This is a genomic window from Aliterella atlantica CENA595 (assembly GCF_000952155.1).
GTDB lineage: Bacteria > Cyanobacteriota > Cyanobacteriia > Cyanobacteriales > Chroococcidiopsidaceae > Aliterella > Aliterella atlantica.
Genome location: NZ_JYON01000029.1, coordinates 1 through 25,564, shown reverse-complemented (window position 1 = coordinate 25,564; position 25,564 = coordinate 1). Strand labels below are relative to the sequence as shown.

The 25,564-nt window shown below is 42.5% G+C and carries 30 protein-coding genes, 1 tRNA gene and 1 pseudogene; 22 read left to right on the top strand and 10 right to left on the bottom strand.

Annotated features, from left to right (window positions below; genetic code table 11):
- The first annotated feature begins 1 nt into the window (after position 1).
- The 4 genes from UH38_RS20540 to UH38_RS20525 all read left to right on the top strand — a co-directional run bounded on the left by UH38_RS20540 (position 2) and on the right by UH38_RS20525 (position 3,632).
- Positions 2-1,132: a type IV pilus twitching motility protein PilT gene (locus tag UH38_RS20540; RefSeq protein WP_045056561.1), complete on the top strand. Its 1,131-nt coding sequence runs from the start codon at positions 2-4 to the stop codon at positions 1,130-1,132.
- A gap of 101 nt (positions 1,133-1,233) precedes the next feature.
- The gene (locus UH38_RS20535) at positions 1,234-2,463 is read left to right on the top strand and encodes a type II secretion system F family protein (RefSeq protein ID WP_045056560.1); all 1,230 of its coding nucleotides are present in this window, start codon (positions 1,234-1,236) and stop codon (positions 2,461-2,463) included.
- Between the two features lie 97 nt (positions 2,464-2,560).
- Positions 2,561-3,136 carry a hypothetical protein gene (locus UH38_RS20530; RefSeq protein WP_045056559.1) on the top strand — a complete coding sequence of 192 codons (576 nt, stop codon included), beginning with the start codon at positions 2,561-2,563 and terminating at the stop codon, positions 3,134-3,136.
- A gap of 112 nt (positions 3,137-3,248) precedes the next feature.
- Positions 3,249-3,632 carry a hypothetical protein gene (locus UH38_RS20525; RefSeq protein WP_045056558.1) on the top strand — a complete coding sequence of 128 codons (384 nt, stop codon included), beginning with the start codon at positions 3,249-3,251 and terminating at the stop codon, positions 3,630-3,632.
- Positions 3,633-3,782: 150 nt separating this feature from the next.
- Here the strand turns inward: UH38_RS20525 and bioU are convergent, their stop codons facing one another.
- Positions 3,783-4,802: a (S)-8-amino-7-oxononanoate synthase BioU gene (bioU, locus tag UH38_RS20520; protein WP_045056557.1), complete on the bottom strand. Its 1,020-nt coding sequence runs from the start codon at positions 4,800-4,802 to the stop codon at positions 3,783-3,785.
- A gap of 357 nt (positions 4,803-5,159) precedes the next feature.
- Here bioU and UH38_RS20515 point away from each other — a divergent pair, with 357 nt between their 5' ends.
- Genes UH38_RS20515 through UH38_RS20505 form a run of 3 tightly spaced genes read left to right on the top strand, consistent with a single transcriptional unit; the run spans position 5,160 to position 6,267 of the window.
- Positions 5,160-5,369 carry a DUF2997 domain-containing protein gene (locus UH38_RS20515; protein ID WP_045056556.1) on the top strand — a complete coding sequence of 70 codons (210 nt, stop codon included), beginning with the start codon at positions 5,160-5,162 and terminating at the stop codon, positions 5,367-5,369.
- A 59-nt stretch (positions 5,370-5,428) separates the two neighbouring features.
- Positions 5,429-5,815: a DUF1257 domain-containing protein gene (locus UH38_RS20510; protein WP_045056555.1), complete on the top strand. Its 387-nt coding sequence runs from the start codon at positions 5,429-5,431 to the stop codon at positions 5,813-5,815.
- Positions 5,815-6,267 carry a ferredoxin gene (locus tag UH38_RS20505; RefSeq protein ID WP_045056554.1) on the top strand — a complete coding sequence of 151 codons (453 nt, stop codon included), beginning with the start codon at positions 5,815-5,817 and terminating at the stop codon, positions 6,265-6,267. Before UH38_RS20510 ends, UH38_RS20505 begins: the two co-directional genes overlap by 1 nt.
- Positions 6,268-6,325: 58 nt before the next feature.
- On the opposite strand, the gene UH38_RS20500 is transcribed toward UH38_RS20505, so the two are convergent.
- The 3 genes from UH38_RS20500 to UH38_RS20490 all read right to left on the bottom strand — a co-directional run bounded on the left by UH38_RS20500 (position 6,326) and on the right by UH38_RS20490 (position 7,982).
- Complete coding sequence (locus UH38_RS20500; RefSeq protein WP_045056553.1) at positions 6,326-6,604, bottom strand: YiaA/YiaB family inner membrane protein; 279 nt, start codon at positions 6,602-6,604, stop codon at positions 6,326-6,328.
- A gap of 131 nt (positions 6,605-6,735) precedes the next feature.
- Entirely contained in the window at positions 6,736-7,320 is a 585-nt protein-coding gene (locus UH38_RS20495) for a DUF1802 family protein (RefSeq protein WP_045056552.1), read from the bottom strand.
- The gene (locus UH38_RS20490; protein WP_045056551.1) at positions 7,311-7,982 is read right to left on the bottom strand and encodes a class I SAM-dependent methyltransferase; all 672 of its coding nucleotides are present in this window, start codon (positions 7,980-7,982) and stop codon (positions 7,311-7,313) included. Before UH38_RS20490 ends, UH38_RS20495 begins: the two co-directional genes overlap by 10 nt.
- 66 nt (positions 7,983-8,048) lie before the next feature.
- On the opposite strand from UH38_RS20490, the gene UH38_RS20485 reads away from it, so the two are divergent.
- Both UH38_RS20485 and wecB read left to right on the top strand, forming a co-directional pair.
- Entirely contained in the window at positions 8,049-8,441 is a 393-nt protein-coding gene (locus UH38_RS20485; RefSeq protein ID WP_045056550.1) for a hypothetical protein, read from the top strand.
- 23 nt (positions 8,442-8,464) lie between these two features.
- Positions 8,465-9,577 (top strand): non-hydrolyzing UDP-N-acetylglucosamine 2-epimerase, encoded by a 1,113-nt coding sequence (gene wecB, locus UH38_RS20480; protein ID WP_045056549.1) that lies wholly within the window; start codon positions 8,465-8,467, stop codon positions 9,575-9,577.
- Here wecB and UH38_RS20475 read toward each other — a convergent pair.
- Entirely contained in the window at positions 9,566-10,264 is a 699-nt protein-coding gene (locus tag UH38_RS20475) for a Nif3-like dinuclear metal center hexameric protein (RefSeq protein ID WP_045056548.1), read from the bottom strand. The genes wecB and UH38_RS20475 overlap by 12 nt on opposite strands.
- Positions 10,265-10,672 carry an ArsR/SmtB family transcription factor gene (locus UH38_RS20470; protein WP_045056588.1) on the bottom strand — a complete coding sequence of 136 codons (408 nt, stop codon included), beginning with the start codon at positions 10,670-10,672 and terminating at the stop codon, positions 10,265-10,267.
- Positions 10,673-10,923: 251 nt separating this feature from the next.
- On the opposite strand from UH38_RS20470, the gene UH38_RS20465 reads away from it, so the two are divergent.
- The 11 genes from UH38_RS20465 (at position 10,924) to UH38_RS20420 (ending at position 19,381) form a co-directional block, all read left to right on the top strand.
- Entirely contained in the window at positions 10,924-11,709 is a 786-nt protein-coding gene (locus UH38_RS20465) for a metal ABC transporter permease (protein WP_144405730.1), read from the top strand.
- 76 nt (positions 11,710-11,785) lie between these two features.
- Positions 11,786-11,858, top strand: a tRNA-Phe gene (locus UH38_RS20460).
- A gap of 253 nt (positions 11,859-12,111) precedes the next feature.
- Positions 12,112-12,252: a hypothetical protein gene (locus UH38_RS26905; protein WP_160296003.1), complete on the top strand. Its 141-nt coding sequence runs from the start codon at positions 12,112-12,114 to the stop codon at positions 12,250-12,252.
- Between the two features lie 178 nt (positions 12,253-12,430).
- On the top strand, positions 12,431-12,784 hold the full coding sequence (locus tag UH38_RS20455; protein ID WP_045056546.1) for a hypothetical protein: 354 nt from the start codon (positions 12,431-12,433) through the stop codon (positions 12,782-12,784).
- Between the two features lie 106 nt (positions 12,785-12,890).
- Positions 12,891-13,235: a YtxH domain-containing protein gene (locus UH38_RS20450; protein ID WP_045056545.1), complete on the top strand. Its 345-nt coding sequence runs from the start codon at positions 12,891-12,893 to the stop codon at positions 13,233-13,235.
- Positions 13,236-13,250: 15 nt separating this feature from the next.
- On the top strand, positions 13,251-13,790 hold the full coding sequence (locus UH38_RS20445) for a hypothetical protein (protein WP_045056544.1): 540 nt from the start codon (positions 13,251-13,253) through the stop codon (positions 13,788-13,790).
- A gap of 50 nt (positions 13,791-13,840) precedes the next feature.
- Positions 13,841-14,443, top strand: coding sequence for a rhomboid family intramembrane serine protease (locus UH38_RS20440; RefSeq protein WP_052672491.1), 603 nt, complete (start codon positions 13,841-13,843; stop codon positions 14,441-14,443).
- A 156-nt stretch (positions 14,444-14,599) separates the two neighbouring features.
- Positions 14,600-15,406, top strand: coding sequence for a TPM domain-containing protein (locus UH38_RS20435; RefSeq protein ID WP_045056586.1), 807 nt, complete (start codon positions 14,600-14,602; stop codon positions 15,404-15,406).
- Between the two features lie 128 nt (positions 15,407-15,534).
- A complete protein-coding gene (locus UH38_RS20430; protein ID WP_045056543.1) occupies positions 15,535-16,164 on the top strand; it encodes a precorrin-8X methylmutase in 630 nt (209 codons plus the stop codon).
- Positions 16,165-16,294: 130 nt separating this feature from the next.
- Positions 16,295-18,784, top strand: coding sequence for a phosphoketolase family protein (locus UH38_RS20425; protein ID WP_045056542.1), 2,490 nt, complete (start codon positions 16,295-16,297; stop codon positions 18,782-18,784).
- Positions 18,785-18,919: 135 nt separating this feature from the next.
- Positions 18,920-19,381, top strand: a complete 462-nt coding sequence (locus UH38_RS20420; protein WP_045056541.1) for a hypothetical protein — start codon at positions 18,920-18,922, stop codon at positions 19,379-19,381.
- Between the two features lie 119 nt (positions 19,382-19,500).
- On the opposite strand, the gene UH38_RS20415 is transcribed toward UH38_RS20420, so the two are convergent.
- From UH38_RS20415 to UH38_RS20400, 4 genes and pseudogenes are all read right to left on the bottom strand, one after another.
- Positions 19,501-19,896 (bottom strand): hypothetical protein, encoded by a 396-nt coding sequence (locus UH38_RS20415; protein WP_045056540.1) that lies wholly within the window; start codon positions 19,894-19,896, stop codon positions 19,501-19,503.
- Positions 19,897-19,964: 68 nt separating this feature from the next.
- Positions 19,965-20,678, bottom strand: coding sequence for a hypothetical protein (locus UH38_RS20410; protein WP_045056539.1), 714 nt, complete (start codon positions 20,676-20,678; stop codon positions 19,965-19,967).
- Positions 20,679-20,715: 37 nt separating this feature from the next.
- Positions 20,716-21,540 (bottom strand): 4-hydroxy-tetrahydrodipicolinate reductase, encoded by an 825-nt coding sequence (dapB, locus tag UH38_RS20405; protein WP_045056538.1) that lies wholly within the window; start codon positions 21,538-21,540, stop codon positions 20,716-20,718.
- A gap of 70 nt (positions 21,541-21,610) precedes the next feature.
- Positions 21,611-23,087: pseudogene (locus UH38_RS20400) on the bottom strand (amidase).
- A gap of 73 nt (positions 23,088-23,160) precedes the next feature.
- On the opposite strand from UH38_RS20400, the gene UH38_RS20395 reads away from it, so the two are divergent.
- Together UH38_RS20395 and UH38_RS20390 are read left to right on the top strand one after the other, a co-directional pair.
- The gene (locus tag UH38_RS20395; protein WP_045056537.1) at positions 23,161-23,760 is read left to right on the top strand and encodes a TetR/AcrR family transcriptional regulator; all 600 of its coding nucleotides are present in this window, start codon (positions 23,161-23,163) and stop codon (positions 23,758-23,760) included.
- Between the two features lie 73 nt (positions 23,761-23,833).
- Positions 23,834-25,387 carry a M48 family metallopeptidase gene (locus UH38_RS20390; RefSeq protein WP_045056536.1) on the top strand — a complete coding sequence of 518 codons (1,554 nt, stop codon included), beginning with the start codon at positions 23,834-23,836 and terminating at the stop codon, positions 25,385-25,387.
- Positions 25,388-25,564: the final 177 nt, after the last annotated feature.

Below are 25,564 nucleotides of genomic sequence, written 5' to 3'. Positions count from 1 at the left end.
AATGGAATACATGATCGAAGACCTAATGGAACAAGTAGTTGAAAGTGGTGGTTCAGACCTCCACTTATCAGCAGGACTACCGCCATACATCCGCGTCAGTGGCAAACTTACGCCTACAGAACACGAGCCTTTAACACCAGAGCAGTGTCAAAGGTTAATATTCAGTATGCTCAATAACACCCAACGCAAGAACTTAGAGCAGAACTGGGAACTAGATTGCTCCTATGGTGTAAAAGGATTAGCGCGGTTCCGAGTCAATGTATATAAAGATCGCGGTACGTATGCTGCTTGTTTGCGGGCATTATCTTCTAAGATTCCCAACATGGAAGCTTTGAATTTACCGAATATCGTGCGGGAAATTTCTGAAAAGCCAAGAGGATTAGTTTTAGTCACCGGACCTACTGGTTCTGGTAAGTCAACAACGCTAGCGTCAATGATCAATAACATTAACATGACGCGATCGGAGCATATTCTTACAGTTGAAGACCCGATTGAATTTGTTTACGAACCCATCAAAAGCTTAATTCACCAGCGTCAAGTAGGCGAAGATACTAAAAGTTTTGCTAATGCGTTGCGTGCTGCCCTGCGCGAAGATCCAGATGTAATTCTAGTAGGCGAGATGCGCGACTTGGAAACAATTCAGCTAGCCATTTCCGCCGCAGAAACAGGACACTTAGTATTTGGCACGTTGCACACAAGTTCGGCATCGCAAACTGTTGACAGGATGGTAGACGTATTTCCGCCAGAACAGCAGCAGCAAGTCCGCGTTCAGTTGTCTAACTCCTTAGTAGCTGTATTCAGTCAAACTCTAGTATCCAAGAAAAAGCCTAAACCCAATGAATACGGGCGGGTAATGGCACAAGAAATCATGATTGTGACTCCTGCTATTTCTAACCTCATTCGCGAAGGTAAAACAGCACAGATTTACTCAGCAATTCAAACTGGGGGCAAAATCGGGATGCAAACTTTAGAAAAAGTTTTGTCCGATCTTTACAAGGCGGGGACAATTTCTTTTGAAGCGGCTATGTCCAAAACTTCTAAGACAGATGAATTGCAGCGGCTAATTGGTAACGTACCAACTGCTGGCGCACCAGGAGCAAAACCAGGCGTTCCTACTAGCACTGCTCGCTAAATAACTACTGTTAGGGATGAGGGAAATACTTTTATAGCAGTATGCTCCTTCATCCCAAATCTTTCAACTTTATACAATTCCCAATGATTTGGATGTGAGCTATGCCTACTTATGTTGCCCGCGTTCGAGATGCTAAAGGCAATGCCAGAAAAGAAAAAATTGTTGCAGATACTCCTTTTGCCGCCCGTTCTAACTTGAGAGAACGGGGTTTTGTCATTCAAGACTTAAAACAAGCTCAAGAATTTAAATTCAGTGGCGATCTTGACTTAGGTCAATTTCAAGCAGCTTTTACCAGTGTTTCTGTTAAAGATAAAGCTATTTTTTCCAGGCAATTTGCGGTTTTGACTAATGCTGGAGTTGCGATCGTCAGAAGTCTCGGATTGCTAGCCGAACAGTCTAGCAATCCCAAACTTAAAAAAGCTTTATTAGAAATTAGCGAAGACGTACAGCAAGGTGTGAACCTTTCAGAAGCAATGCGTAAGCATCCTGCCTGTTTTGATAACTTATACGTCAGCATGGTTCAGGCTGGAGAAGTTGGCGGCGTGTTAGATGAAGTAATGAACCGCTTGTCTAAGTTATTAGAAGATGTTGCTAGACTGCAAAATCAAGTAAAGTCAGCATTAGCTTACCCAGTAGCAGTAGGCTTTCTAGCCGTACTGATATTCCTCGGTATGACTATATTTTTGATTCCAATTTTTGCGGATATTTTCAAACAGTTAGGAGTCGAACTGCCAGCCTTGACGCAGTTCATGCTGACAATTAGTGAAATACTTAGAAGTTGGAGAATTTTCATTCCTATTCTTATATTTATTGTTGGCAGCTTCTTTTATAGGCAATACTACAGAACTCGTCTAGGCAGAGAAACTATAGATCGGATTTCTTTAAAAATGCCTTTATTTGGTGACTTGATTCAAAAATCATCGGTAGCTCGTTTTAGCAGAACTTTTGGTTCTCTAACTCGTTCGGGCGTACCAATTCTTACTGCTTTGGAGATTGTTCGAGATACCGCTGGAAATCAAGTGATTGCTAATGCTTTAGATGCGTCTAGGCAAGAAATTCAACAAGGTGGGATGATTAGCGTTGCGCTTAGAAAAGACGATGTTTTTCCACTGATGGCAATTCAAATGATTAGTATTGGCGAGGAAACGGGCGAATTAGACCAAATGTTGATGAAAGTTGCTGATTTCTATGAAGATGAAATAGAACAGGCAGTAAAAGCCCTTACTAGCGTCATCGAACCAGTGATGATTGTGGTTTTAGGGGGCATGGTGGGTACAATCCTGCTGTCAATGTACCTGCCGATGTTCAAAGTGTTTGAGAAGCTTGGGTAAATTAAAACTAGCTATATTAGAGGCTTTTGGTTACTTGGTTACAGCGATTAACTGAAAGCCTTTAAATTTGGAGAGTTAATTAAAAGTTAATTATTTCATGACTATTAAAAAATCTAATTACGAACACTTGCTAGCAGAATATAGCAATAACGATCGCGCGATCGCTCTGCTGAAGCAGCACCGCCCTTATCTAGAGATGATTCCCAGTCTGCGCCGCCCCCAAGAAAGTGTAATTACACTTCCTTTGCCTATTGTTAAATTACGCCAATCATCTACCCAAGAAGGTAGCACCCATAAAACAGCGGTAGCAACTATGCTACCTTGTGAAGTCGCAATTTTGATGTGCGATCCAGAATGGAAGATTAAGACAGGGGTAGAAATTTTTATCTTTATTCATCGCCCTGATGAGGATTTTTCCGATTTACTCAAGCGCTGGCGACAAATTCAAGTTTTCTTAGACAAAGACTATGAATGGTTAATGCCCCCTCGCTACAAGCATATATTTAGTGAAGGGGCTAATGATGCTATTTATCCTTTGTTTGTCATCTTTCCCGAAACGCCAGAAAGAATCAAACGCGGCTTGCAAGGCGCTAATTTACCCTTTGTTTGTCAACCTCCTACTGCTAGTGATGAAGAAATTGTAGAAGATTTGTCTAAAGATCCAGCGGTGTAGGAGATGGGAGCAGGGGAAGCACACTTTTCAACTTTAAAAGTAGATGTAGTTATGTGCGCTTTATCTGAGGTGCTTCTGAAATAAAATAAAGTTAATTAACAAAAATTAAATCATGTCTTATGAAGAGTGGCATAGTGCCAAGAGTGGATATAAAAGTGTATTAGAAAACATTCCACGATTGGGACATACTTATTTAGCTCATATGCCTTGGTTAATTGACCAGATTATTGAATCTAAGTATGCTTTAATATTTTTTCCAGGGAGGTCGCATATGAATCTTTTCATACAACCAACGTTTGAATTAGATATCGACGAGCATTATTGGATTGTAATTCATCCAAAAGCAAGCTGGTTCACATTGCACTATTGCTACTTAGATGGCGAGGATATATTTACATACGATGAGTATAAAGTTGTATTGAAAGAGGTGAAAAATCTTCTTTTAAAACTTATGGAGCGTCTTGAACAATGGAAATTAGAAAACCTACCTATTTAAAAGCAAATATTTATAGAAAAGATTTTTCCCTATCATGCAGGCTTTTACAAGTATATCGGCTTCACGTCAGCAGGCGGAGCAGGGGAAGCAGAGGAAGAAGGAATTTAATTGAACTAATTATCTCCTTGTTTCCCTTGTCTTCCTCATCCACTACTTAACAAACTGCGGCATAATCTCGGCGGCTGTAAATAAACCGTATATGCCTCGGCGATGTAATGATACTCCAGATTTAAGGTAGCCAAAAGCAGGTCCGCATACATTGGCTGCCATACTGGTTTCATCGCCTAACGTGAAGGTATGAGTGGAAATTTTGCCTTCAAATGTCCTGCCTGTTACCTGCACGTTGGTACTGAGGGGTTTTTTGGGGTTGCGGGTATCAACTACACCCCCAACTGTAACTCGATCGCGATCGCATATTCCCGCCAATTCCAACATCACATCGTCGGCGTGTTCCATATTCTCTAATGTCAGCACGCCGTTAGTTTTATCTAGCAGTGCTTCCACTTCTTCATCCGTCATTGCTCTAGCGCTTTCTGTACTATATCCAGGTAAGTGAGCAATATCTTCTCTAATAGTTGCTCGATACGCTTCCCAATTGGCAATGCCTACTCCAAATGTAATCTTAACTTGGTGAATTTCAGCGTAACTTTGAGCAGCTAAGGCGGCGGCGGCGGTTAATAATCCAGGCGTTGCGCCACAACCGCTAAGATATGTAATTCCTGCAGCCAGCAATTGTGCTTTTAACTCTAGTAATTGCTCAACTGCGCTAGTACGTTTAATCGCATCTACCAGTACGCCGCGCCAACCAGATTTAATAAATAACTGCGCGACAGAGGCAATAAATGTATTGGGTAAGTTAGGTAAAGCGAGAAAATAACCATCTACATCAGCAGATACTTCTATTAACTCTTGAATGCTTTGGTTACTAAGCGTTCCCCCAGCCTCTATATATCCAACCGAGCCTTGAGACTGGTACGCAGCCAAACACTTATCTAAATCTAAACCTGCTGATGTGTAAGCGTAGCCTTTGAGATCCGCTACAGCTACCAATTGCATCTCTTGCTTGGGCGCAATCAGTCTAGCTGCAGCTTGCCCTAATCCACCGAATCCAAGTACCCCAACGCGCGTAGGTGTGGAAGTAGTAGAACTTTTTGTGCGATCGCCATTCATTACCTGTTACTCAACCTGAACGAACTTTAATTACCGTTATTTCTACCGCAAAAATGCCCCCTGCGATGCTTAACGTTACTGAATTTCTCTTATTTGCCAGCTATTGGTGCAGATTGTTAAACTTCTACACATATCTTGACTGCTGCGAAGAGTTAAGGGAAACTGACAAATAACCGATGTGTTCCCTCACTTAGTTGTAACTTTTGTTAAGTTTTGACTTTATATAATTCGATAGATGCAACATAAATTGGCAACTGACACAGTGAGGAAAGCACCAGCAAGTCACGAATTGTAAAAATTTGTATCCATTTGGTTGTAAATATGTAGTTATAAGCTATATGGATGTCATCTGAAAATATGGAAACATTAGAGTTCATCATCTACCCAGATGGTAGGGTTCAAGAAAAGGTAACGGGAATTGTCGGGGCATCCTGCGCTGAAGTTACAGCCGCAATTGAGGCTCAATTAGGAACGGTACTCGCTCAAGAACAAACTGCCGAGTTTTTTGCCGCAAAACTTTATCAGACAAACGCAGCCACTACTCAAACTACTTTGAGCGATTGGTAAATTAAATTAAATATTTATTAGTTTTTATCTAGTTCAGCCTCCCTCAACAAACAAACATCATGTCACACTTTAGCCAAATCAAAACTCAAATCCGCAATCTTGAATCGTTAGAAGCTGCTCTTACTGACTTAGGTATTGAGTGGAAGTCAGGACCGCAAAGCGTACGCGGTTATCGGGGTCAAACACGCAATGCACAAATTGCGATCGAGCAAGAGAACGGTTACGACTTAGGATTTAGCTGGAACGGCAAAGAATACGAATTAGTAGCAGATTTGCAATACTGGCAGCAAGATTTGACTGTAGATGGATTTTTGCGGAAGGTAACGCAGCGTTACGCTTACCATACCGTGATAAATGAAACAGCTAAACAAGGGTTCCAAGTTTCCGAGCAACAACAAAATGCAGATGGTTCAATTCGCTTATTAGTACAGCGTTGGAGTGCATAATGTCTGAGTTTGCGTCGCCTGAATGCGATCGCTCGCAGCTAGAACCAGAACTAGGGGGAATTTTCCGAGATGCACCCGAAAGGACTGGCTTTGAGCCTGAATTGGGCGGTATAACCCGACAAAAGGGCGTGTATGTAGATGAAGTTACCTGTATAGGGTGCAAGCATTGCGCTCACGTAGCCCGTAATACATTTTACATCGAACCAGATTATGGGCGATCGCGAGTAATTCGTCAAGATGGAGATTCAGAAGAGATAATTCAAGAAGCGATCGATACGTGTCCCGTAGATTGCATTCACTGGTTAGATTATACTGAAGTCAAAAAGCGCGAAGAAGAACGGCAATTTCAAGTAATTCCGCTTGCTGGGTATCCAGTGGAAGAGGCTGTAGTTGCTGCTCACAGGCGGCGCAGAAAGCAGGAAAGGCAAGCTCGCAAAAAAGCAAAATATTAGTGGTAAAAAAGAGGTTGGCGATCGCAGCCTCTTTTTTTATTGTCGAACTTAGAGTAAGTTACTTGAGTGGATGGTTGTTAGTTAGCAATTTTTCTACATGAGCTTCGTCTACTCTAGCTGTAAGCTTTGTAGATTCGTGTAAGTCTCTTGTCGTCTTAGCTAAAGTCAAAGTTGAGCCAACGCTGAAAGCTAAACCCATACCCATAAAGCCTTTTACCCAATCGTTGACAGGTAAATTGACAATTCCTATTGTCGTCATACCTACAGAAGCAACAAAAGCTACCCATGTTTGAACAATCCAAGCAGTGCTATCTTTTTGGCGATGTAGATTATGCATATTGGATGTGATGTATTTTTGAATACACGTAAGGTTAGTAACTATATTATTTAGGCTTTATTTCTTCTCCTGTAAGATCGTTACAGTTTTTAAACTGGCGATTTATACGCGGCAGTTTGATGTATTTGCAGTTAGTTAAGCTTAATGGCTTTTTCTGAGACAAGATCGCGAATTTCAGCCTTTAAGTGATAATAGGCTGCATCTGTTAAAACTGGTTGAGTATCGTTAAGAGCGATCGCTTCTTTCATATCGATCCACGACTTACAGCCGCCATACTCTGAACTATAGGCAATAGTTTGCGGTGCTAGTTTGTAAGTGCGTAACAAGAGAATGTATATCGGTTGACGCGGTTTCCACTTGAGGCGATCGCTTATAAATTGCTCGTTCCAAATATGATAAGGTAGCAACGCCTTAACAGTATTTTCTTCGCTTACAGGGAAAATAGCGGTAATTTCCGCCCAACTAGATATAGTAACTGTCTTGGGATGCCATCCTGATGTAACTGGCGTTACTTGTTCGCTGTAGCCAGATTTTAGCAGCGCTGGTTGTTGATGCTCGTAGGTGGGGTAAAGTAAAACGCGATCGCTTTTGACTTGAAAACGCCCGCCTTGTTCGCTAATTCCGCCTTTACGCAGCAGCATAATTGTTTTACCTTGTTCTAGGGCTTCGACAGCTACAGCCCATTCTTTGAGTGCAGACGTAAGATTTAGTTGCATACTTTCTTCAGGGCTAAAGTTAATCCATCAGCGATCGGAACTAAGCTAATTGCGACTCTTTCATCTTGATACAATTTTTCATTGAAGGTGCGAATTGCTTGAGTATCTTCGTCAGGATCGTGAGGATTGGCAACTCTTCCCGACCACAATACATTATCAATAGCAATTAAGCCACCAGGACGAATTAGTTGCAACGATTTTTCGTAATATTGCTGGTAATTTGGTTTATCAGCATCTATGAAAGCAAAATCAAACGTTTCTGCTTGCCCAGAAGCTAATAACTGCTCTAAAGTCTGTAAAGCTGGCGCTAATTTCAAATCGATCTTATTAGCTACTCCCCCAGCTTGCCAATATCTTTGGGCGACGCGAGTATATTCCTCATTAACATCGCAAGCTATAACTTTACCATCAGGTGGGAGAGCAAGGGCAACGCATAACGCACTGTAACCAGTAAATACGCCAATATCTAGCGTCTTAGTAGCGCCCAGAAGTTGAACTAATAAAGCCATAAATTGCCCTTGTTCGGGGGCTATTTGCATTGTCTTGTGAATATGTAAGTTAGTTTCCTCGCGTAACTGCCTTAATACTTCTGCTTCACGCAAAGAAACAGATAATAGATAATCGTAAAGCTGGTTATCGATGCCAATAGTCTGTTTTGACATGGTTAACAATAAATGGGAGTCGTCCAGGCTTATACTAGCGCTGAATGCAGATAGTCGAGGAAAAGTATGGTGCGGCGGTTAGTTTTGATAGTGCTAGTAGGATTATTGACTGCTTGTAGCGGCGTAGGGGTAGAACCAAACAGGGAATTAGTGCAAAAAGCGATCGCTTTGCAAATGCAGCAAACTCAGCAACAATTACAGCAGCAAGTCCGTGATTTAGACATTAAACATATCAAAATTGCTCAAAAACAGCCTATTAGCATTCAAGACTTGCCTGGTTATCGAGTTCAAGGTACTTATGACTTAAAAATTAAACTGCCAAAACAGCAGTTGACTCAGCCAAAAAATCCTTTTGAAGTATATTTACAAAGGCAAAAAGAAGGTAAAACTTGGCGGTTAGCACTACCTCAATTTAGCCCTAATGGCGTTTCTAGTTGGTTTACCTACTTGATTCCGTGAGCTTGTAACCGTATCTTAAGGGCATGAATAAGCAAAAACAGCAAGTTAATATTATTTTAGGTACTCGCCCCGAAGCTATCAAACTCGCTCCGGTAATCCAGGTATTTCAAGCGAGTAATTTTGACGTGCAAGTAATTCTCACAGGTCAGCATCGAGAAATGGTCGAGCAAGTAATGCAACTATTTGACCTCAAAGCCGACCGAGATTTAGAAATTATGCAGCCAGGACAATCGCTGACTGATATTACCGAACGTAGTTTACGCGGATTAGAAGGCTTATTTCAGGAAAATAAACCAGATTTTGTTATCGTCCAAGGAGATACTACTACAGCTTTTGCTGCTACTTTAGCTGCTTTTTACCAGCAAATTCCTGTAGGTCATGTAGAAGCAGGATTGCGGACTAACGATCTATTCAATCCTTTTCCTGAAGAAGCCAATCGACGCTTGATTTCTCAGTTATGTCAGTTGCACTTTGCACCTACAACTCTAGCTGTAGAAAATTTGCAACGTTCTGGCGTAATTGGCGAAATTCACCACACAGGGAATACAGTTATTGATGCTTTACTAACAGTTGCTAAAAGTCAGCCAGCTTGTGATATTCCAGGTTTGGAATGGGATAAATACCGCGTCATACTTGCAACAGTTCATCGGCGGGAAAATTGGGGCGAACCGCTTGGCGATATTGCTCAAGGATTTTTGCAATTATTAGAGGCGTTCCCCGATACAGCTTTACTCTTACCCTTGCACCGCAATCCTACAGTCCGCGAACCTTTGCAGCAAATATTAGGTAATCATGGGCGCGTATTTTTGACTGAACCATTAGATTATGCCCAATTGGTAGGCGCGATCGCTAGCTCCCACCTCCTATTAACTGATTCTGGTGGCTTGCAAGAAGAAGCGCCAAGTTTAGGTAAACCTGTTTTGGTGCTGCGGGAAACAACAGAACGACCGGAAGCTGTTACAGCAGGTACAGCAAAGTTAGTTGGAACCGATCCCACCCAAATTTTTAGTGCTGGGAAGGAACTGTTAAGCGATGCGGTGGCTTATGAAAAAATGGCGACAGCTATTAATCCTTTTGGTGATGGTCGCGCCGCAGAGAGGATTTTGCAAATTGTGCAAACTTATTTAGAGAAATAAAACTTGTAATTTTGCCCAGCGTTCTGTTAATACTCCGCCTAACGCTTTTAATCCCCATTCTTCGCAGCGTCTATGACCTACTGCGACACAGCCGATTCCTGTTTCTAGTAAAGCTTCCTGGGCAGGTTGTCTGAGTTGCCCAGTAATATAGATATTTGCGCCGCGATCGCTAGCTTCGCGCACTAAGGCATCATTCATCGCCCCAACTACCGCAACTCGCAAGATTTCGGCACAATTGCCAGGATTTGCTTTGTCGTAACCGCCAAATACTTGATCGATGCGATCGCAGTAACTATCAAAATTATGCCTATCGATTGCGCCGATCATCCCAATCGCCCGTTCTTCTTTTTTGCCCAACACTTCTAAGCCTGACATCCCCAATACTGTTGCTAGTCGAGGATTGTAGCCCAACGTAAAACATTCATCAAATGCCAAATGATAAGCAATTACGCCTATATCTGCGGCTAATTTTTCGGGCTGGAGTTGCCAAGGTCGATGCAAAAATAAAGCATCTATACGTTCTCTTCTCGTCCACTTGGCTAAATCTGACCGAGGTTCTAAGACTAATCCCAACCGCGCGATCGCCCGATTTGATGGTACGTATATCCCATTTTGGTCGCCGTCATAACGATCTACAGCCAAAAATTTAGCTAAAAATTGAGCAATATCATCTAAATAGATCGACAATTAAAGCTCCTCATCTAAGTGTTCGGCAACAGATTGATAAAGACTGAGGACATGGCTATCTTGTAAGTTATAGAATACATTGCGCCCTTGTTTGCGATAGCTGACTAAACGCATTGCTCTTAAGGTTCGTAATTGATGCGATACAGCAGATTCACTCATTTCTACTGCTGCGGCTATGTCGCACACGCATAATTCTTGTACTGCTAATACTGATAAAATTCTTAGGCGATTAGCATCTCCCAATAAGCTAAAAAATTCTGCCATCCGTTGGGCTTTGTTGCTACTAAGAGTCTGTCTTTGCAGATGGAAGACATTATCAACGTCAACAGGATGCGGTGGATTGCAATTGAGAGGCGATCGCGCAATAGAATTGATTACCGTTCGAGCGCTTCTAGGATAAACTGACATTTTGATGGCTGTAGAATAATTACCGAAGCTAACCCAAGTATAGCAATAGGTTAGTTTTGCTCTACAAAGCAAACAGCACAACTGAAGTAACTTTCCAATTGTGCTTGCTTTCAAACTGGACATTGAAAATCGATTAGTTCAATAGTCGGGTAAAGATGCAGATAAGCTGGAATACTATGCTGGGAGTAAATAATTACTGATTAGCCGTGACTAATATTGATAATCTGCTGAATTTATTACAGTTCCCTTTTATGCAGCGGGCGATCGCTGGCGGGGTATTAATGGGGCTGTTAGGCGGCTTACTTGGTTGTTTTGTTACTTTACGTCAATTATCTTTTTTCAGCCATGCTGTAGGTCATGCAGCCTTGGTAGGCGTTGCTTTGGGCGTACTGCTACATCTCGATCCTACTTGGATGTTATTACCATTTACTTTAGTTTTTGGTGTGGTTGTACTTTACCTGATCGATCGCACAGATTTGGCTAGCGACAACGTGCTAAGTATCGTTTTATCTGGTGCTTTAGCGATCGGTGTTATCCTCACTAGCTTAATCAAAGGCTATCGCGGGAACTTGATGGCGGTGTTATTTGGCGATATCTTGGCGATCGACGCTACAGATTTAATTTTGACGCTAATAGTGCTTGTTGTTAGTGGTGTGTTTTTGCTATCAACTTTACGCCAGCAAATATTATTGACGCTTAATCCTGCTGTAGCCCAAGTTCAAGGTATTCCCGTTGGGCTATATCGTTATATATTTGTCGTGCTGCTGTCTTTGACTGTAGCAGTAGCAATTAAAGCTATAGGAGTATTGCTAGTAAATGCCTTTTTAGTAATTCCGGCTTCTAGTGCTAAACTCCTCAGCCATCACTTTATCCGTTTTCTATGGCTGTCAGTTGTTATAGGCGCTATTAGCAGTATTGCTGGCATGATTGTATCTGGACTTTTCAACTTTGCTTCTGGTCCTAGTATCGTTTTGGTGCAATTTGTGCTATTTCTGCTGATTTTTGGGTGGTCTAAGCTTCTAGTTAAATTCGCCTAAATTTTTCGCTTAGGTACTTGCCAATATCTTGCATATTTGCTAGCTTAATAAAGCACTCAAAATACAAGTGCAAACCGCCGGGATAGCTCAGTTGGTAGAGCAAAGGACTGAAAATCCTTGTGTCCGCAGTTCAAGCCTGCGTCCTGGCATTTTTAATAGAATTATTAATCGTCTAATTTCTCCTAATCGCACGCATTATAGGACGTGCAGAGATTTGTAAATGTACCGTAATATACCTGTACGCAGCCAAACCTCAAAACTCGTAAGGGCATAATAAAAGTATCAGCACTAGAGGTAAAGCAATGACTAATAAGACTCAAACTGATAGGACGCAATTAGTAATCTGGCTCTCTTGGACTCTGATTGTCATTATGAACGCAGTTACGATATGGGGATATGTTCATGGAAGAGGAGATTAAGCAGTTAAAGCAAGAGATAGAAGAATTAAAAGTTAAATTGATGAATGTAGATACTAAATTAGATGCGTATAAAGCAGCAATGAGACAAGGAACAAATCTTGCATTCATTTGGTTTAATCGCTAGCGCTACAATCACTATTTTGATATCTAATGTTTTAAAAAAATAGACTTATTTATATCATTACAGAAGCGATGTAAAATCATCGCTGCGGGAAAAGTCATAAATAATAGAGTTTAATGACATTAAAACTACTGCCTAGCCTGGTTTAGATAAAATACTTAAAGTAATAACTAAGCTAGTAATGGTAACAATTGTTGTTATTTTTAATCTGATAATTGCCCTAATTCTACTGTATGTAGCAGGGCGAGTATGGCTGCTGAGGCAAAAGCTCAAGCGCATAAATAATACTTTAATTGCCTTAGAACGCAGCACTCAAGCAGCTTTAGCAGGGACACCCAATGCTATTTACCAAGGGCAAATGGGCATTTATCAACTCAAAGAAAGAAACGAGCCATTACAGTTGCAAATTCAACGCATGAAACAGGTTTTAAGCCTGCTAGCTATCGGACAACAAGTATGGCAGCGATTTTTATTTGCAGGTAATCCCCTTAACTCTCGCCTTGCGCCGCCAGCAAAATTATTCAGAAAACGGTGAACATAAGCTGTAGTGTAGAGTATCCTACTAACTAAATGCTGATGGGCGATCGCCCGTCAATTGAGAAAAATCAGCCTAAAATGGGTAGTTAAGGAGAGGTCGCCAAATGTCTAACAACCGTTCTGGATCTTTTATTGGCGGTGTGTTGCTAGGTGCGGCTGTCGGCACCCTGACTGGGTTGTTGATGGCTCCGCGTACTGGTAGGGAAACCCGTCAGTTTATCAAAAAATCTGCTAATGCTTTACCGGAGCTAGCAGAAGATTTGTCAACGAGCGTGCAAATTCAAGCCGATAGACTATCAGAATCAGCCCTGCGTAATTGGGATGATACCTTAGATCGACTGCGAGAAGCGATCGCCGCAGGCGTTGAAGCAAGCCAGAAGGAAAGCCAAGTAATTAATCGTAGCGAAGCTCCAGCAGAGCCAAACCCACCTATTCTAGACCGTTTGTAGATAGTAAAAATACCCGTGATTGAACCTCTGTTTTGGCTTGGATTGTCGATTTTATTAGTTGCTGTCAGCCTCACAGCAGTTTTGGTGACGGCAATCCCTGCCTTGCAGGAATTAGCACGAGCAGCGCGAAGTGCAGAAAAGCTTTTTGATACTTTGAGGCGAGACTTACCGCCAACTTTAGAAGCAATTCGCCTAACAGGACTAGAAATTAGCGAACTAACTGATGATGTCAGCGATGGGGTAAAAAGCGCCAGTCAAGTTGCCAAACAAGTAGATCGCAGCATAGATGGAGCAAAAAAGCAAGCCCAAAAGGTAGAAATTGGAACTCGCAGCGTGTTTGCAGGCGTAACAGCAGCTTGGAAAACATTTAACCGTACATCTAATCGGCGCACAGAAAGGCTTACACCTAGTCAAAGAGAATTGATATCGAGTAGTGAGTACGAAATAGCACCACTTACAGATGAAGATGAGGAAACAGCGTTAGAGCCTTACCAAGGCTATAGTCTCGACCGAGAATTATCCTCAAAGGTCAAATTAGGTGAAGAAGAGGAGTAGTTGCTAGATAAACTGCGATCGCTAAACATTCGCAAAGGAAAATCGCTCTTATGCTGCTAGAAGACAAGCAACCGTTTACGCTCAAAAAGCACAACTATAACGGCGTTTTTGCGCTCATTATTATTAATTTAGTAGTATTTATTGCCGACCATGTTCTGCGGATCGGCTTGATTCAGTATTTGTACCTCAATCTTGCTTCGCCTTCTTGGTATCAATTTTTCACGGCGATGTTTTGTCATGCCAATTGGGCGCACATATCAGGAAATTTATTTTTCCTGTATATATTTGGCAAATTAGTCGAAGAAGAAGAGGGCGTTATCGGCGTTGTCGGCTCTTATTTAATCTGTGGCTTAGGTGCAAGTATCATGAGTTGGCTGTTCCACGCTGGAGGAGCTAGCTATTCTTTGGGTGCTTCTGGCGCAGTCTTTGGGCTATTTGTGGTCAGCGTTTTGATTAAGCTGAGTTGGCAGTGGCGCAGAATCTTAGAAGTTTTAATTCTCGGTCAATTTGTTGTCGAACGCTTATTGTTTGAATTTCGGCAAACAGGCGTTCAAGATGGGGTAGATCGTGTAGCGCATATAGGCGGCGCGTTGGTTGGAGTGGCGCTGATTATTGTACTGATGCGACTTGAACCAGAAAAAAGACTGCGTTAAATGGGCGATCGCTTTATTTCTATTGCATCTCACACTTACGAGTTTTGCTAATCTTACCTAAATTAGAGTAAAGTAAACAAATGTAAAGAAGTATGAGTTTTAGCTTACATTCAAAGCTAAGAGCTACTTAATTTAGAAATTCTTATATAAATGCCCATGCAGCGTTTTTCTTGGCGACGAATTTTCGGCTATTTTTGTGCATTATGTGTAGCTTGCTCAGTATGGGGAGTAGTTACTCCTACAGCCTTGGCTTATAACAATCCCGATTTACTTCCAGATACACCAACACCAATCATTGACTTAGCAAAATCCTTGACTAGCGTTCAAGAAGAAAAGCTAGCTCAAGATTTAGAGCAATTTCAAGCCGAAACAGGCTGGAAACTGCGAGTTTTGACCCAATACGATCGCACTCCAGGTACAGCCGTCAAAGAATTTTGGGGTTTAGACGATAAAAGCGTGCTATTGGTAGCTGACTCTAGAGGCGGAAATATACTTAACTTCAGCGTTGGCGATGCAGTTTACAACTTGCTACCGCGTACCTTTTGGATCGAATTGCAAACCCGCTTTGGCAACTTATATTTTGTGCGGGAAGAAGGCGAAGATCAAGCTATCATCCAGGCATTAGAATCAGTTGAAACTTGTTTGCGTCAAGGCGGTTGCCGAGTTGTACCAGGATTACCCCGCGAACAATGGATTTTGACTTTGATTACTTCAGTCGTTGGCGGCGTAATTTGTGGATTTGCAGCCCAACCGCGCAAGCCAGGACAAATATTTGCATGGCAGTGGGCGTTAATATTCTCGCCTTTGTGGGGAATATTATTTATTGCCTTTGGTATTGCCCCAGTAATTACGCGCACTTCAGAATGGCTGCCTTTGGTTCGTAACGTTTCAGGTTTTCTAATTGGTGCTTTGGTTGCTTACCTATCGCCAATTTTTAGTCGCCCCTCTGCTTCTGAATATTAAAGTTGCGTTAGCAGTTTTTGCAAAGATAGCAGGCTGCAGGCTAAGTAAAGGGTAGGATAAAGGCTGAAGGATCGAGTCAATAATTTTCTCGATCCTTTACAATCTCCCTCACACCTCACATAGCTCAAATGGAATGGCAGACTACAGATGCCCAAAACTTGGCAATCATTGACCGAGAAATTGGCGACAATCAGTTTTCACCAGCACAATATGAAATCGTTCGACGGGTAATATATGCGACGGGAGACTTAGAGTATAAAACTTTAATTAGATTTAGCGATCGCGCGTTGCAAGCTGGGGCAGCAGCGCTAGCGGCTCGCAGTACCATTGTTGTAGATTTACCAATGGTGCAAGTTGGGATTCAACCCAGCATAGAGAATACTTTTGCCAATCCCGTGTATTGCAGTATCAACGCTTTAGACGGAATGGGAATAGGCAAACCAAGTGTAAGTTTGGGAATTGAAATCTTAGCTAGGCGTTATCCAGAAGCAATATTTGTTATCAGTCAAGGACAAGCAGCCTTAACAGCACTATTAGAATTAATTGAATCAGAAGAAGTTAGACCTGCACTGGTAATTGGTGCGCCAGCAGGATTTGTTGATGTCGATGTTGCCAAGCAACGCTTAAATGATGCTTCAGTACCGCATATTCGCATTGACGGGCGTAAAGGCAGTGCTATAGTCGCAACCGCAATTGTTGATGGATTAGTAGACTTAGCTTGGCAGGCTTACGGACAAGATGCAAGTGTAGGGGGTTGAACTTATAGTCAGAGTAATTAATATAAAAGCTAGCGCCTGACGCAAAAGCATGAGGGATGAAGTATAAATATTGTCCTTTAGCTTTTGCGCGCTTGCACGAGGGCAAACCTAGAGTAGAGAAGCACTCAATATGGTACTGACAACCCCCCCGCAAACAAAGCTTTTAAGTGCAGAAGAACTGCAGAAAATGAACGCCTACTGGCGGGCAGCAAACTACTTATCTGTAGGACAAATTTATTTGTTGGCTAATCCCCTGCTAAGAGAGCCTCTAACCCTAGAACATATCAAGCCAAGGCTATTAGGTCATTGGGGGACAACACCAGGGCTGAACTTCATCTACGTTCACCTCAACCGCATTATCAAAGCTCAAAATTTAGATGCAATTTATATTGCAGGTCCAGGTCACGGCGGTCCTGGTTTAGTTGCTAATGTTTATTTAGAAGGAACATATAGCGAAGTTTATCCGCATATTTCTCAAGATGAAGAGGGGTTAGGCAATCTATTCAAGCAATTTTCTTTCCCTGGCGGTATTCCCAGCCACGTCGCACCCGAAACTCCTGGATCTATTCACGAAGGGGGAGAACTCGGATACGCGCTTTCTCATGCTTACGGTGCTGCCTTTGACAATCCTAACTTGCTCGTTGCTTGCGTTATTGGTGATGGAGAAGCAGAAACAGGACCTTTAGCAGCTAGCTGGCATAGTAACAAGTTTCTTAATCCAGCGCATGACGGCGCAGTTTTGCCGATATTGCATCTCAATGGTTATAAAATTGCCAATCCGACAGTATTAGCGCGAATGAGCGATCGCGAACTTGAAAGCTTATTTGTTGGCTACGGCTACAAGCCTTATTTTGTCGAGGGATCGGAACCGGAAACTATGCACCAAATGATGGCAGCAACCCTCGATGCGGCGATCGCCGATATTAAAGCAATTCAGCACGATGTCCGTAGCAATGGGTTTAAAACGCGTCCTCAGTATCCGATGATTGTATTGCGATCGCCCAAAGGCTGGACAGGTCCCAAGGAAGTCGATGGCAAGAAGACAGAAGGTTACTGGCGATCGCACCAAGTTCCATTTGCAGAAATGGCAAGCAAGCCAGAACACGTTAAGTTGCTAGAACAGTGGATGAAGAGTTACAAGCCGGAAGAACTCTTCGACCAAAATGGTAAATTCAGACAAGAATTAGCAGAACTCGCACCAGTTGGCGATCGGCGCATGGGCGCAAATCCCCACGCTAACGGCGGCTTGCTGCTGAAGGGGCTAAAGTTACCTGACTTTCAAGATTATGCTGTGGATGTAGATAAACCTGGCAAAGTCATCGCTGAAGCTACCCGCGTGATGGGTGTATTGTTGCGCGACGTAATGAAATTGAACACCGCAACGCGCAATTTCCGGCTGATGGGACCGGACGAAACAGCTTCTAATCGCTTGAGTGCTGTATTTGAGGCAAGCGATCGCACTTGGGCAGCCCAAACCCTCCCAGAAGACGACCATCTTTCCCCAGATGGGCGGGTAATGGAAATACTCAGCGAACATACTTGCCAAGGCTGGTTAGAAGGCTATTTACTTACAGGTAGACACGGTTTATTTTCCTGCTACGAAGCTTTTATCCACATCGTAGATTCGATGTTCAACCAACACGCTAAATGGTTGAAAACTACTCGTGATATTTCCTGGCGCAGACCAATTGCATCCCTCAACTATTTACTCACTTCCCACGTTTGGCGGCAAGATCATAACGGTTTCTCGCATCAAGATCCTGGTTTTATCGATCACGTTCTCAACAAAAAGCCGGAAGTAATTCGAGTTTATTTACCACCAGATGCTAATACGCTGCTATCTGTCACCAACCATTGTTTGCGTAGCCGCAATTATGTAAACGTAATTATTGCTGGCAAACAACCCGCCCTGCAATACTTAGACATGGATGCGGCAATTAAGCATTGTACTAAAGGTATTGGTATTTGGGGATGGGCAAGCAACGACCAAGGTGTAGAACCAGATGTAGTTATGGCTTGTGCGGGTGATATTCCTACCTTAGAGACTTTAGCTGCTGTTGACATCTTGCGCCAAAACTTTCCCGACCTCAAAATTCGGCTAGTAAACGTTGTTGATTTGATGAAACTTTTGCCAGAAACAGAACATCCTCACGGGTTGAGCGATAAAGACTTTGACTCGATTTTTACAACTGATAAGCCAATTATCTTTGCTTTTCATGGCTACCCTTGGTTAATACATCGCCTTACCTACCGCAGAACAAACCATGACAACCTCCACGTTAGAGGCTACAAAGAAGAAGGGACAACTACTACACCCTTTGACATGGTAGTGATGAATGAGTTAGATCGCTTTAGTTTGGCAGATGATGCGATCGACAGAGTACCAAAACTGAGAAATACAGCCGCGCACGTCAAACAGATGTTGCACGACAAGCTAATCGAACACAAAAACTACGTCCGCAATCATGGCGAAGATATGCCAGAGATTTTAGATTGGCAGTGGTTGTACTATAGCGGTTCTGAGGCAGATAAAACTCAGTCAATACCGAATGTAACGCCTACTGATGCTAGTTCTCCTTCACAAGAAGGGGGAGAAGGGGCTGCAAAATCAACTTCTTAGGATAGGTGAATGTGAGGGCGCAATGCTGCGCCCTAGCAAGGTTTTCGATAGATTTCTGGCATATATGGGGCGGTTAGAAACCGCGTCTACACAGATGAAGTCCGGATGGTGCGCGGACTAGGAAAATTTTTAAATATGAGGCAAACAATAGAAAATGCAAAACAAGCTATAGCGCAAAAAAAATACCTTTGGGCTTATCCAATTGCACTCAAACTACAAAAATATCACTATGGTTTGGCAATCCAATGGGCAGTAGAATGTATCAAAATATATTCATCTGAGTTTGAATCAGACAAACCCTCTAAGCTTAATAAATATATTGAGCAAGCTTTAGATTCGCAGAATGATTTAACTCCTTTACAGTGTAGTGAAATTGGTCGAGAAATATGGTATTTGCCAGAAAGGGAAGACGTACAAACGGCAATAGCTCGATTGTGGTGGTCTATTGCAGCTTTTAAAAGTGGAGATAAGCATATTGGAATAATGGAAGCTATCTCGCCTGTCGAATTATTACCTGATATATCCGATCGCCATCTATTAGATCGATACCTAGAAGCTGCTGTAAAAATTTACGAAGAATACGAATCGCAAAACTGAAACTTCCCTTCGCTAACTCTTGCTAAGACAAAAGCGATTGCAAACCGATAGAATAACGTCTAGTGAAAACTAGACAAGCAACGAACTACTTTAATGATTTTGTTGGAAAGCTTAAATTGCTATTTAGATAAATTAGCTTTTATTCCCATGTAGAGCCCGCTCAACATATATAACAAAATTAGTCCTTTTGCTATTGCCACGAAACCTGTTGAAAATACACCTGGATCGCTTGTACCAGTTCTAAAATAATCAAATTGTCCTAAAAAACTTAGAAAAAGAGCGCCTGATACAAATCCCCAAGCTGCAATCAAATAGGCGATCGCATTATTCTTATTCGTCTTTACTAAATAAGCAGCTATTAAAAGAACAGCACCAAGAATATAGTCATCAAACCAATTAAAAAATCTAGTTAAATCAAATATTTGATTCGATCTTCTTACAGTTTCGGCAAGTGGCAGAAATATTCCCATAATCACTGCCATTCTCATAGATATCTTTAAGGGCTTGTTTCCCATTTTTGAAGCTCCTACTTTATCTATAACTGTTAATTTCTGAATGTAATGAAGTGCAGCTTTCTGGCTAGTTAATAATCTGGGTAACGCCGAGAGGACGATCGCGATTTTTTTCTCGGTGGGCGGCGATCGCTATCATCTCTATCTCTACCCAACCGACGACTAACATCAATAAACATATCTCTTTGCAAATACGGATAGTCGCTCACCCACAGATTTTTAGTCGGAAGATAAACGTCCGTTACTTTGACAATATCGCTCAAATCTGGCTGGTTGGAAAGCACTACCATCTCTGCTATTTGATTGGGAGCGATCGCTTTATGTTCTTTCCGCAAAGGTACTTGTATCTCTGTTACAAAACCTGATTCGTCGCCTAGTTCTAAATTCAATCTGCGTTCGCGGTTTTCGACAATTACTAAATCGCCTTGATTATTAACTGTTTCTTCTGTACTAATAAGTTCTTCAGTTAAATATATATCTAATACTCGACCGCGAAAAAAGCCGCTGTAAGGATAGCGGCGGTATTCCTGATTGCGTAAACTTGCTGATAAAACAGGCGACCAAAACCAGTAAAGCCCGCCAATTAATCCTAACCCAAATAGCAAAGTGCCAAATCCTTCTCCCAACACCACCCTAAGTAGCAAAACGGCGAGTACAGCTACGACAGAAATCAGCAGCCGCTTCAAAAAATCGGCAGATTTTCCCCAATAATATTTGTATTGAGGAGCGCTGGCGATGCGCGGTATAACTTGTTCAAATTTTTGGCGCGTGAGAGGGACTAGCATATAGGCTGAAAAGAAAGAGAAGATAAAAGCTGCATACCTACATTATCTTCTCTAGCCCATAAACTAGGGATTTGAGTTGTAAGACTTTGCGAATAGCGAGTAACACCCCTGGCATATAGCAAGCGCGATCGCTGGTATCGTGTCTTAAAGTGTAAACTTGTCCTGCTGCGCCAAAAATCACTTCTTGGTGAGCAATTAATCCTGGTAAGCGGATGCTATGAATTCTAATTCCTTCTTGGGCTAAACCACCTCTTGCCCCTGGTAATTTTTCGGTTTCTTCTACCAAAGCAGGGTTAAACGCTTTGCCCATTTCTGCTAGCATTTCGGCAGTTTGAATTGCTGTACCGCTTGGTGCATCTGCTTTTTGGTTGTGGTGCAACTCGATAATTTCTACATGATCGAAATGTTGAGAAGCTGCGATCGCCGCTTGTTGCAGTAAAACCATTCCAATTGAGAAGTTAGGAATAATTAAGCAACCCGTACTTGCTTTATCGGCAAATTCAGCCAAATCTTGAATTTGTTCGGGACTCAAACCAGTCGTTCCTACTACCGGACGCACGCCGTAAGCGATCGCCGACCGAATATTATTGTAAATAGAACTAGGATGAGTAAAGTCAACCATCACCGCCTGCTGTCTCTCTTGGGATGCAAGAGCTAGCATTGGTTCAAATTGGTCGGTAATGGGAACTTCCAGCGCCTCTATACCTGCTAATTCGCCTGCGTCTTTATCCATGTGTTCGGGGCTTTTATCGATCGCGCCGAGTAGAGTCATATCCTCGGCTTGCGCTACTGCTTTAACTACTTCACGACCCATTTTGCCAGCAGCACCGTTTACTAGCACTGGGATAGGAGCTTGTGCCATGTTCTATTTATCTCTTTGCTTTTATTTGTAAATGCATTTTAGATCGACATGGGCGATCGCGCTTGGTAAGTTAATAACCAGGCGGTTGTTGCCAACTACCAACTACTTTATCGATTTGCGATGCGATCGCTAACAATTCCATCTCGCGCCATCGCTTACCGATAATTTGCAGCCCAATAGGTAAACCATTTTGAGTTTGCCCAACTGGAATTACCACAGCCGGATGACCGCTAAGATTAAACGGTATTGTATAAGCGCCATTAGCGATGCTATGAGGATAAGACTTGCCCTCAATATCAATAGCACTCCAAGCAGGACGATGGGTAAATGCAGGCGTTGCAGCTATAGGTGTAAGCCATACATCCCAAGGTTCTAGGGCTGCATCAATTTGCGCAATAAAGCGATCGCTTTGTAAGTGTCTCAAAATATCCTCTCAAGCTAGGACGCAAAATTTCTGGTAAAAAGCGGCTAAAATTACCTATTTTTCGCAGTTGTTTGTCACCTTGCGTTGCCGTACGCCAGATTAGTGTAAGGCTGCGTCGTATATTATAAATATCCTTGGGTTGGGCGTAGTTGTTAATGTATGCTGCCATTCGCCCGTATATATTCCACGCAGTTGATAGAGCGAAATCTTTAGGTAGCCAACGTTCAATACAAGCACCCGTATCAGCTATTTTTTGGGCGATCGCAACTATTAAAGCGCGAATTTCAGCATCAACAGGTACTTCTCTCCATTCATCAATCCAAGCAATTTTGCAATTCTGCAAAGGTTTACCAGAAGGCGGATCGAGTGAAACTGGCGGCACATCAGGGCGGCGCAAATCGGCTCCAGCAATTAAGGAAAAACAAAGTCGGATGTCTGCAATACTTCGCGCCAAACAGCCCACAGTCATCATTTGCCGCAGACAATACGGCATTCCTGGTACTTCAGGAATCATCCCCATAGTTGAAATCCGGCGATCTGTTAACTTCAACCCATACACGCCGCAAAAGTGAGCGGGTTGGCGCACTGAACCCCCGATATCGTTACCTAAATCCAATGGTGAAAGCCCTGCTGCAACAGCAGCCGCGCTACCTCCAGAACTACCGCCAGCAGTATATTCAAGATTCCAAGGATTATTTACTCGTGGGAATAGAGAATTTGTACTTTGATAATCTCCTGCAAGTTCCGCCATGTTAGTTTTGCCCACAATAACGGCTCCGGCTGCTCGCAATCTAGCAACGGCGGTAGCATCTTGCTCTGGTACGTAATCTTTCAGAGGAATATAGCCTGCTGTAGTGCGGATTCCTGCGGTGGCAAAAATGTCTTTAATAGTGATGGGAACGCCGTGCAAAACACCCCAGTTTTCTCCTCTAGCTAAGGCTTCGTCCGCTAGTTTTGCTCTTTTACGGGCATTATCTTCATCCAACGTGCAAACAGCATTTAGTTTCGAGTTATGTTTGTAAATTTGGACTAAATAAGCATCGAGAACTTCAACAGCAGAGACTTCGCGATCGCGTATCATTCGCGCCAACTGATGGGCAGGGGCAAATGTCAAGCTATTCATAGGCTACAACCAGCTTGTTCTTGATAAAGTTAATTATACCTACTTTTAGTTAATTGTATTAACTAAATATTATATGGGTCGTCCAGTCAAAGAAAAATCGTTGTCAAGGCAAGATGTAATTAACGCTGCGATTTCTTGCTTAGACAAAGAGGGAGAAGCAGCTTTAGGCGTGAATCGCGTGGCTAGAGAATTGGGCATCAAGCCGCCTGCAATCTACAAGCATCTTGATGGCAATGCAGCCTTAAAACGGGCAGTTGCGCTTACTATTTGGCAGCAATATATCCAATGGTGTCACGAGCAAACCAAGGGCTTAGAAGATCCCCATGCTTTATTGCAAGCAGGCGGACAAGCAACGCGCAACTTCGCAAAATCCCATCCAGAACGCTATCGCACTATGACTCAGTTCCAACTTAATCTCAAAGATGTAGAGACAGCACCGTTGATTCAAGAAGTTTTCAGCTTTCTCAAAAGGGTATTGCAACCTTACAATCTCAGCGAATCAAAGTTAATTGATGCTATGCGTACAGTTAACGCCGCAATTACTGGATTTATTGCGCTCGAACAAACTGGATTGATGACTCTAGAGCGATCTGCTGATGCTAGCTATCAGATTATGCTCGACGCGCTAGTAGTTGCAATTCAATATATTCAACAAGTTGAGACGCAATCGTAACATAATAAATATACGGTTAATAAATGCTTGGCAACTAATAAATTTTAATTTCTCAGCGATTAAATAAACACTTATGAAACTCGTCTCGAAGTCACTGCTTGTAGCCTTGAACTTGACGATTATATCAACTGCAAACGCAGTTGTTGTTGCTCACCCCCAAGCGATCGCAAGTTCGCAAGTTAATACTGTTCAAACTGTACAAACAAAATCTGACGATAAAAAGCAAGAAGATACTACAGCCAAAAAGCTGCAAGATAGACTAGCAGAACTCAGTCGCGATCGCCAACTAATAGAAGCAGATAGGTTATATTTAGGCGGACAATTTGCAGCGGCGGAAAAAATATATCGTCAGGTTAAAACACCTTTTGCTCAAAGCGTAGAGACTCAACAACGTCCCGTCCCAATTGTAGATCCAGCACAGCTATCGCCAGCAGGTAAAGTTTACTGGCGCGAAGCAGAAGCAGGGATAGCGCAAAACTTAAAAACAAGAACGTTAGTCCCCTTGAGACTATTAGTAGAACAATATCCTGAATTTGTCCCTGGTCATCTGCGCCTAGCAGAAGTATTAAAAAAATACGACAAACCTAAAGAGTCGTTAAAAGTCTTAGAACAAGCAACCGCAATATATCCAGCGCAACCAGATTTAGTTAAAGCCAAAATTTCCGCCTTAGCTGAGGCAAAAGAATGGATGGAAGCTTCGCTTACAGCTAGGCAATTTGCCCTGCTAAATTACAACCAAAGTTCAACTAGCGCTGAATTTACCCAACTTGCAGACGAAAATCTCAAACGTTACAAATCGCATTTGCGTTCGGAGTTACGCGGAAATGCGATCGCCAACGTCTTAACTGGGGCTTTAGGTTATGCTCTTACTGGTAGCTTATTCGGTCCTGTTTCAGCAGTACAAACAACAGCCATGTTATTGCAAGGCGAATCAAATGTAGGCGAATCTGTAGCCAAACAAGCCCGCGAACAGTTGCCATTGGTTAAAGATCCAGAAGTTGTCACCTATGTCAATGAAATTGGTCAAAAACTCGCTCAAGTAGCTGGTAGAAGCGATTTTAAATACGAGTTTTACGTAATATTAGACGATGACCTCAATGCCTTTGCGCTGCCAGGGGGTAAAGTATTTATTAATGCAGGAGCGATCGCTAAAACTAACTCCGAAGCAGAACTAGCTGGGTTACTCGCTCACGAATTATCTCATGCTGTACTTTCGCATGGATTTCAATTAGTAGCAGAAGGCAATCTTAACGCCAATATTACTCAATACATTCCCTACGGTGGCGTACTTGCTAACCTATTTACCCTCAGCTACAGTCGGGATATGGAAAGCCAGGCAGATACGTTAGGAACGCGGTTGCTAGCTTCTACAGGCTATGCTGCTGATGGTTTGCGTAACTTGATGGTCATACTGGAAAAACAAGAAAAAGATGCTCCGCCTAGTTGGTTGTCTTCGCACCCAGATACAGGCGATCGCGTAGACTATTTAGAAAAGCTGATCGTGCAAAACAACTACAATCGCTACGCCTTTGAAGGTGTAGAACGCCACTCGCAAATTAAAGAAAGAGTCAAGAAGCTTTTAGTTGAGCAAAAACAGCAAGAAGACAAAAAGCGTCATCCTAGATAAGTGAGATCGTCGATCTTCTAAGGTGTGTTTTGTCAAAGAGCAACACACCCTACTGGCGCGGCAAGGCTAAAATAGTGCAATAGCAGAGGAGGAAAATAGGAGTAAACTGATGGGGAAAGGTCGTAGGGATAAAGTGCTGCTGAAGACAGAACAAAGGCAAAAACTAGAAGCGATTAG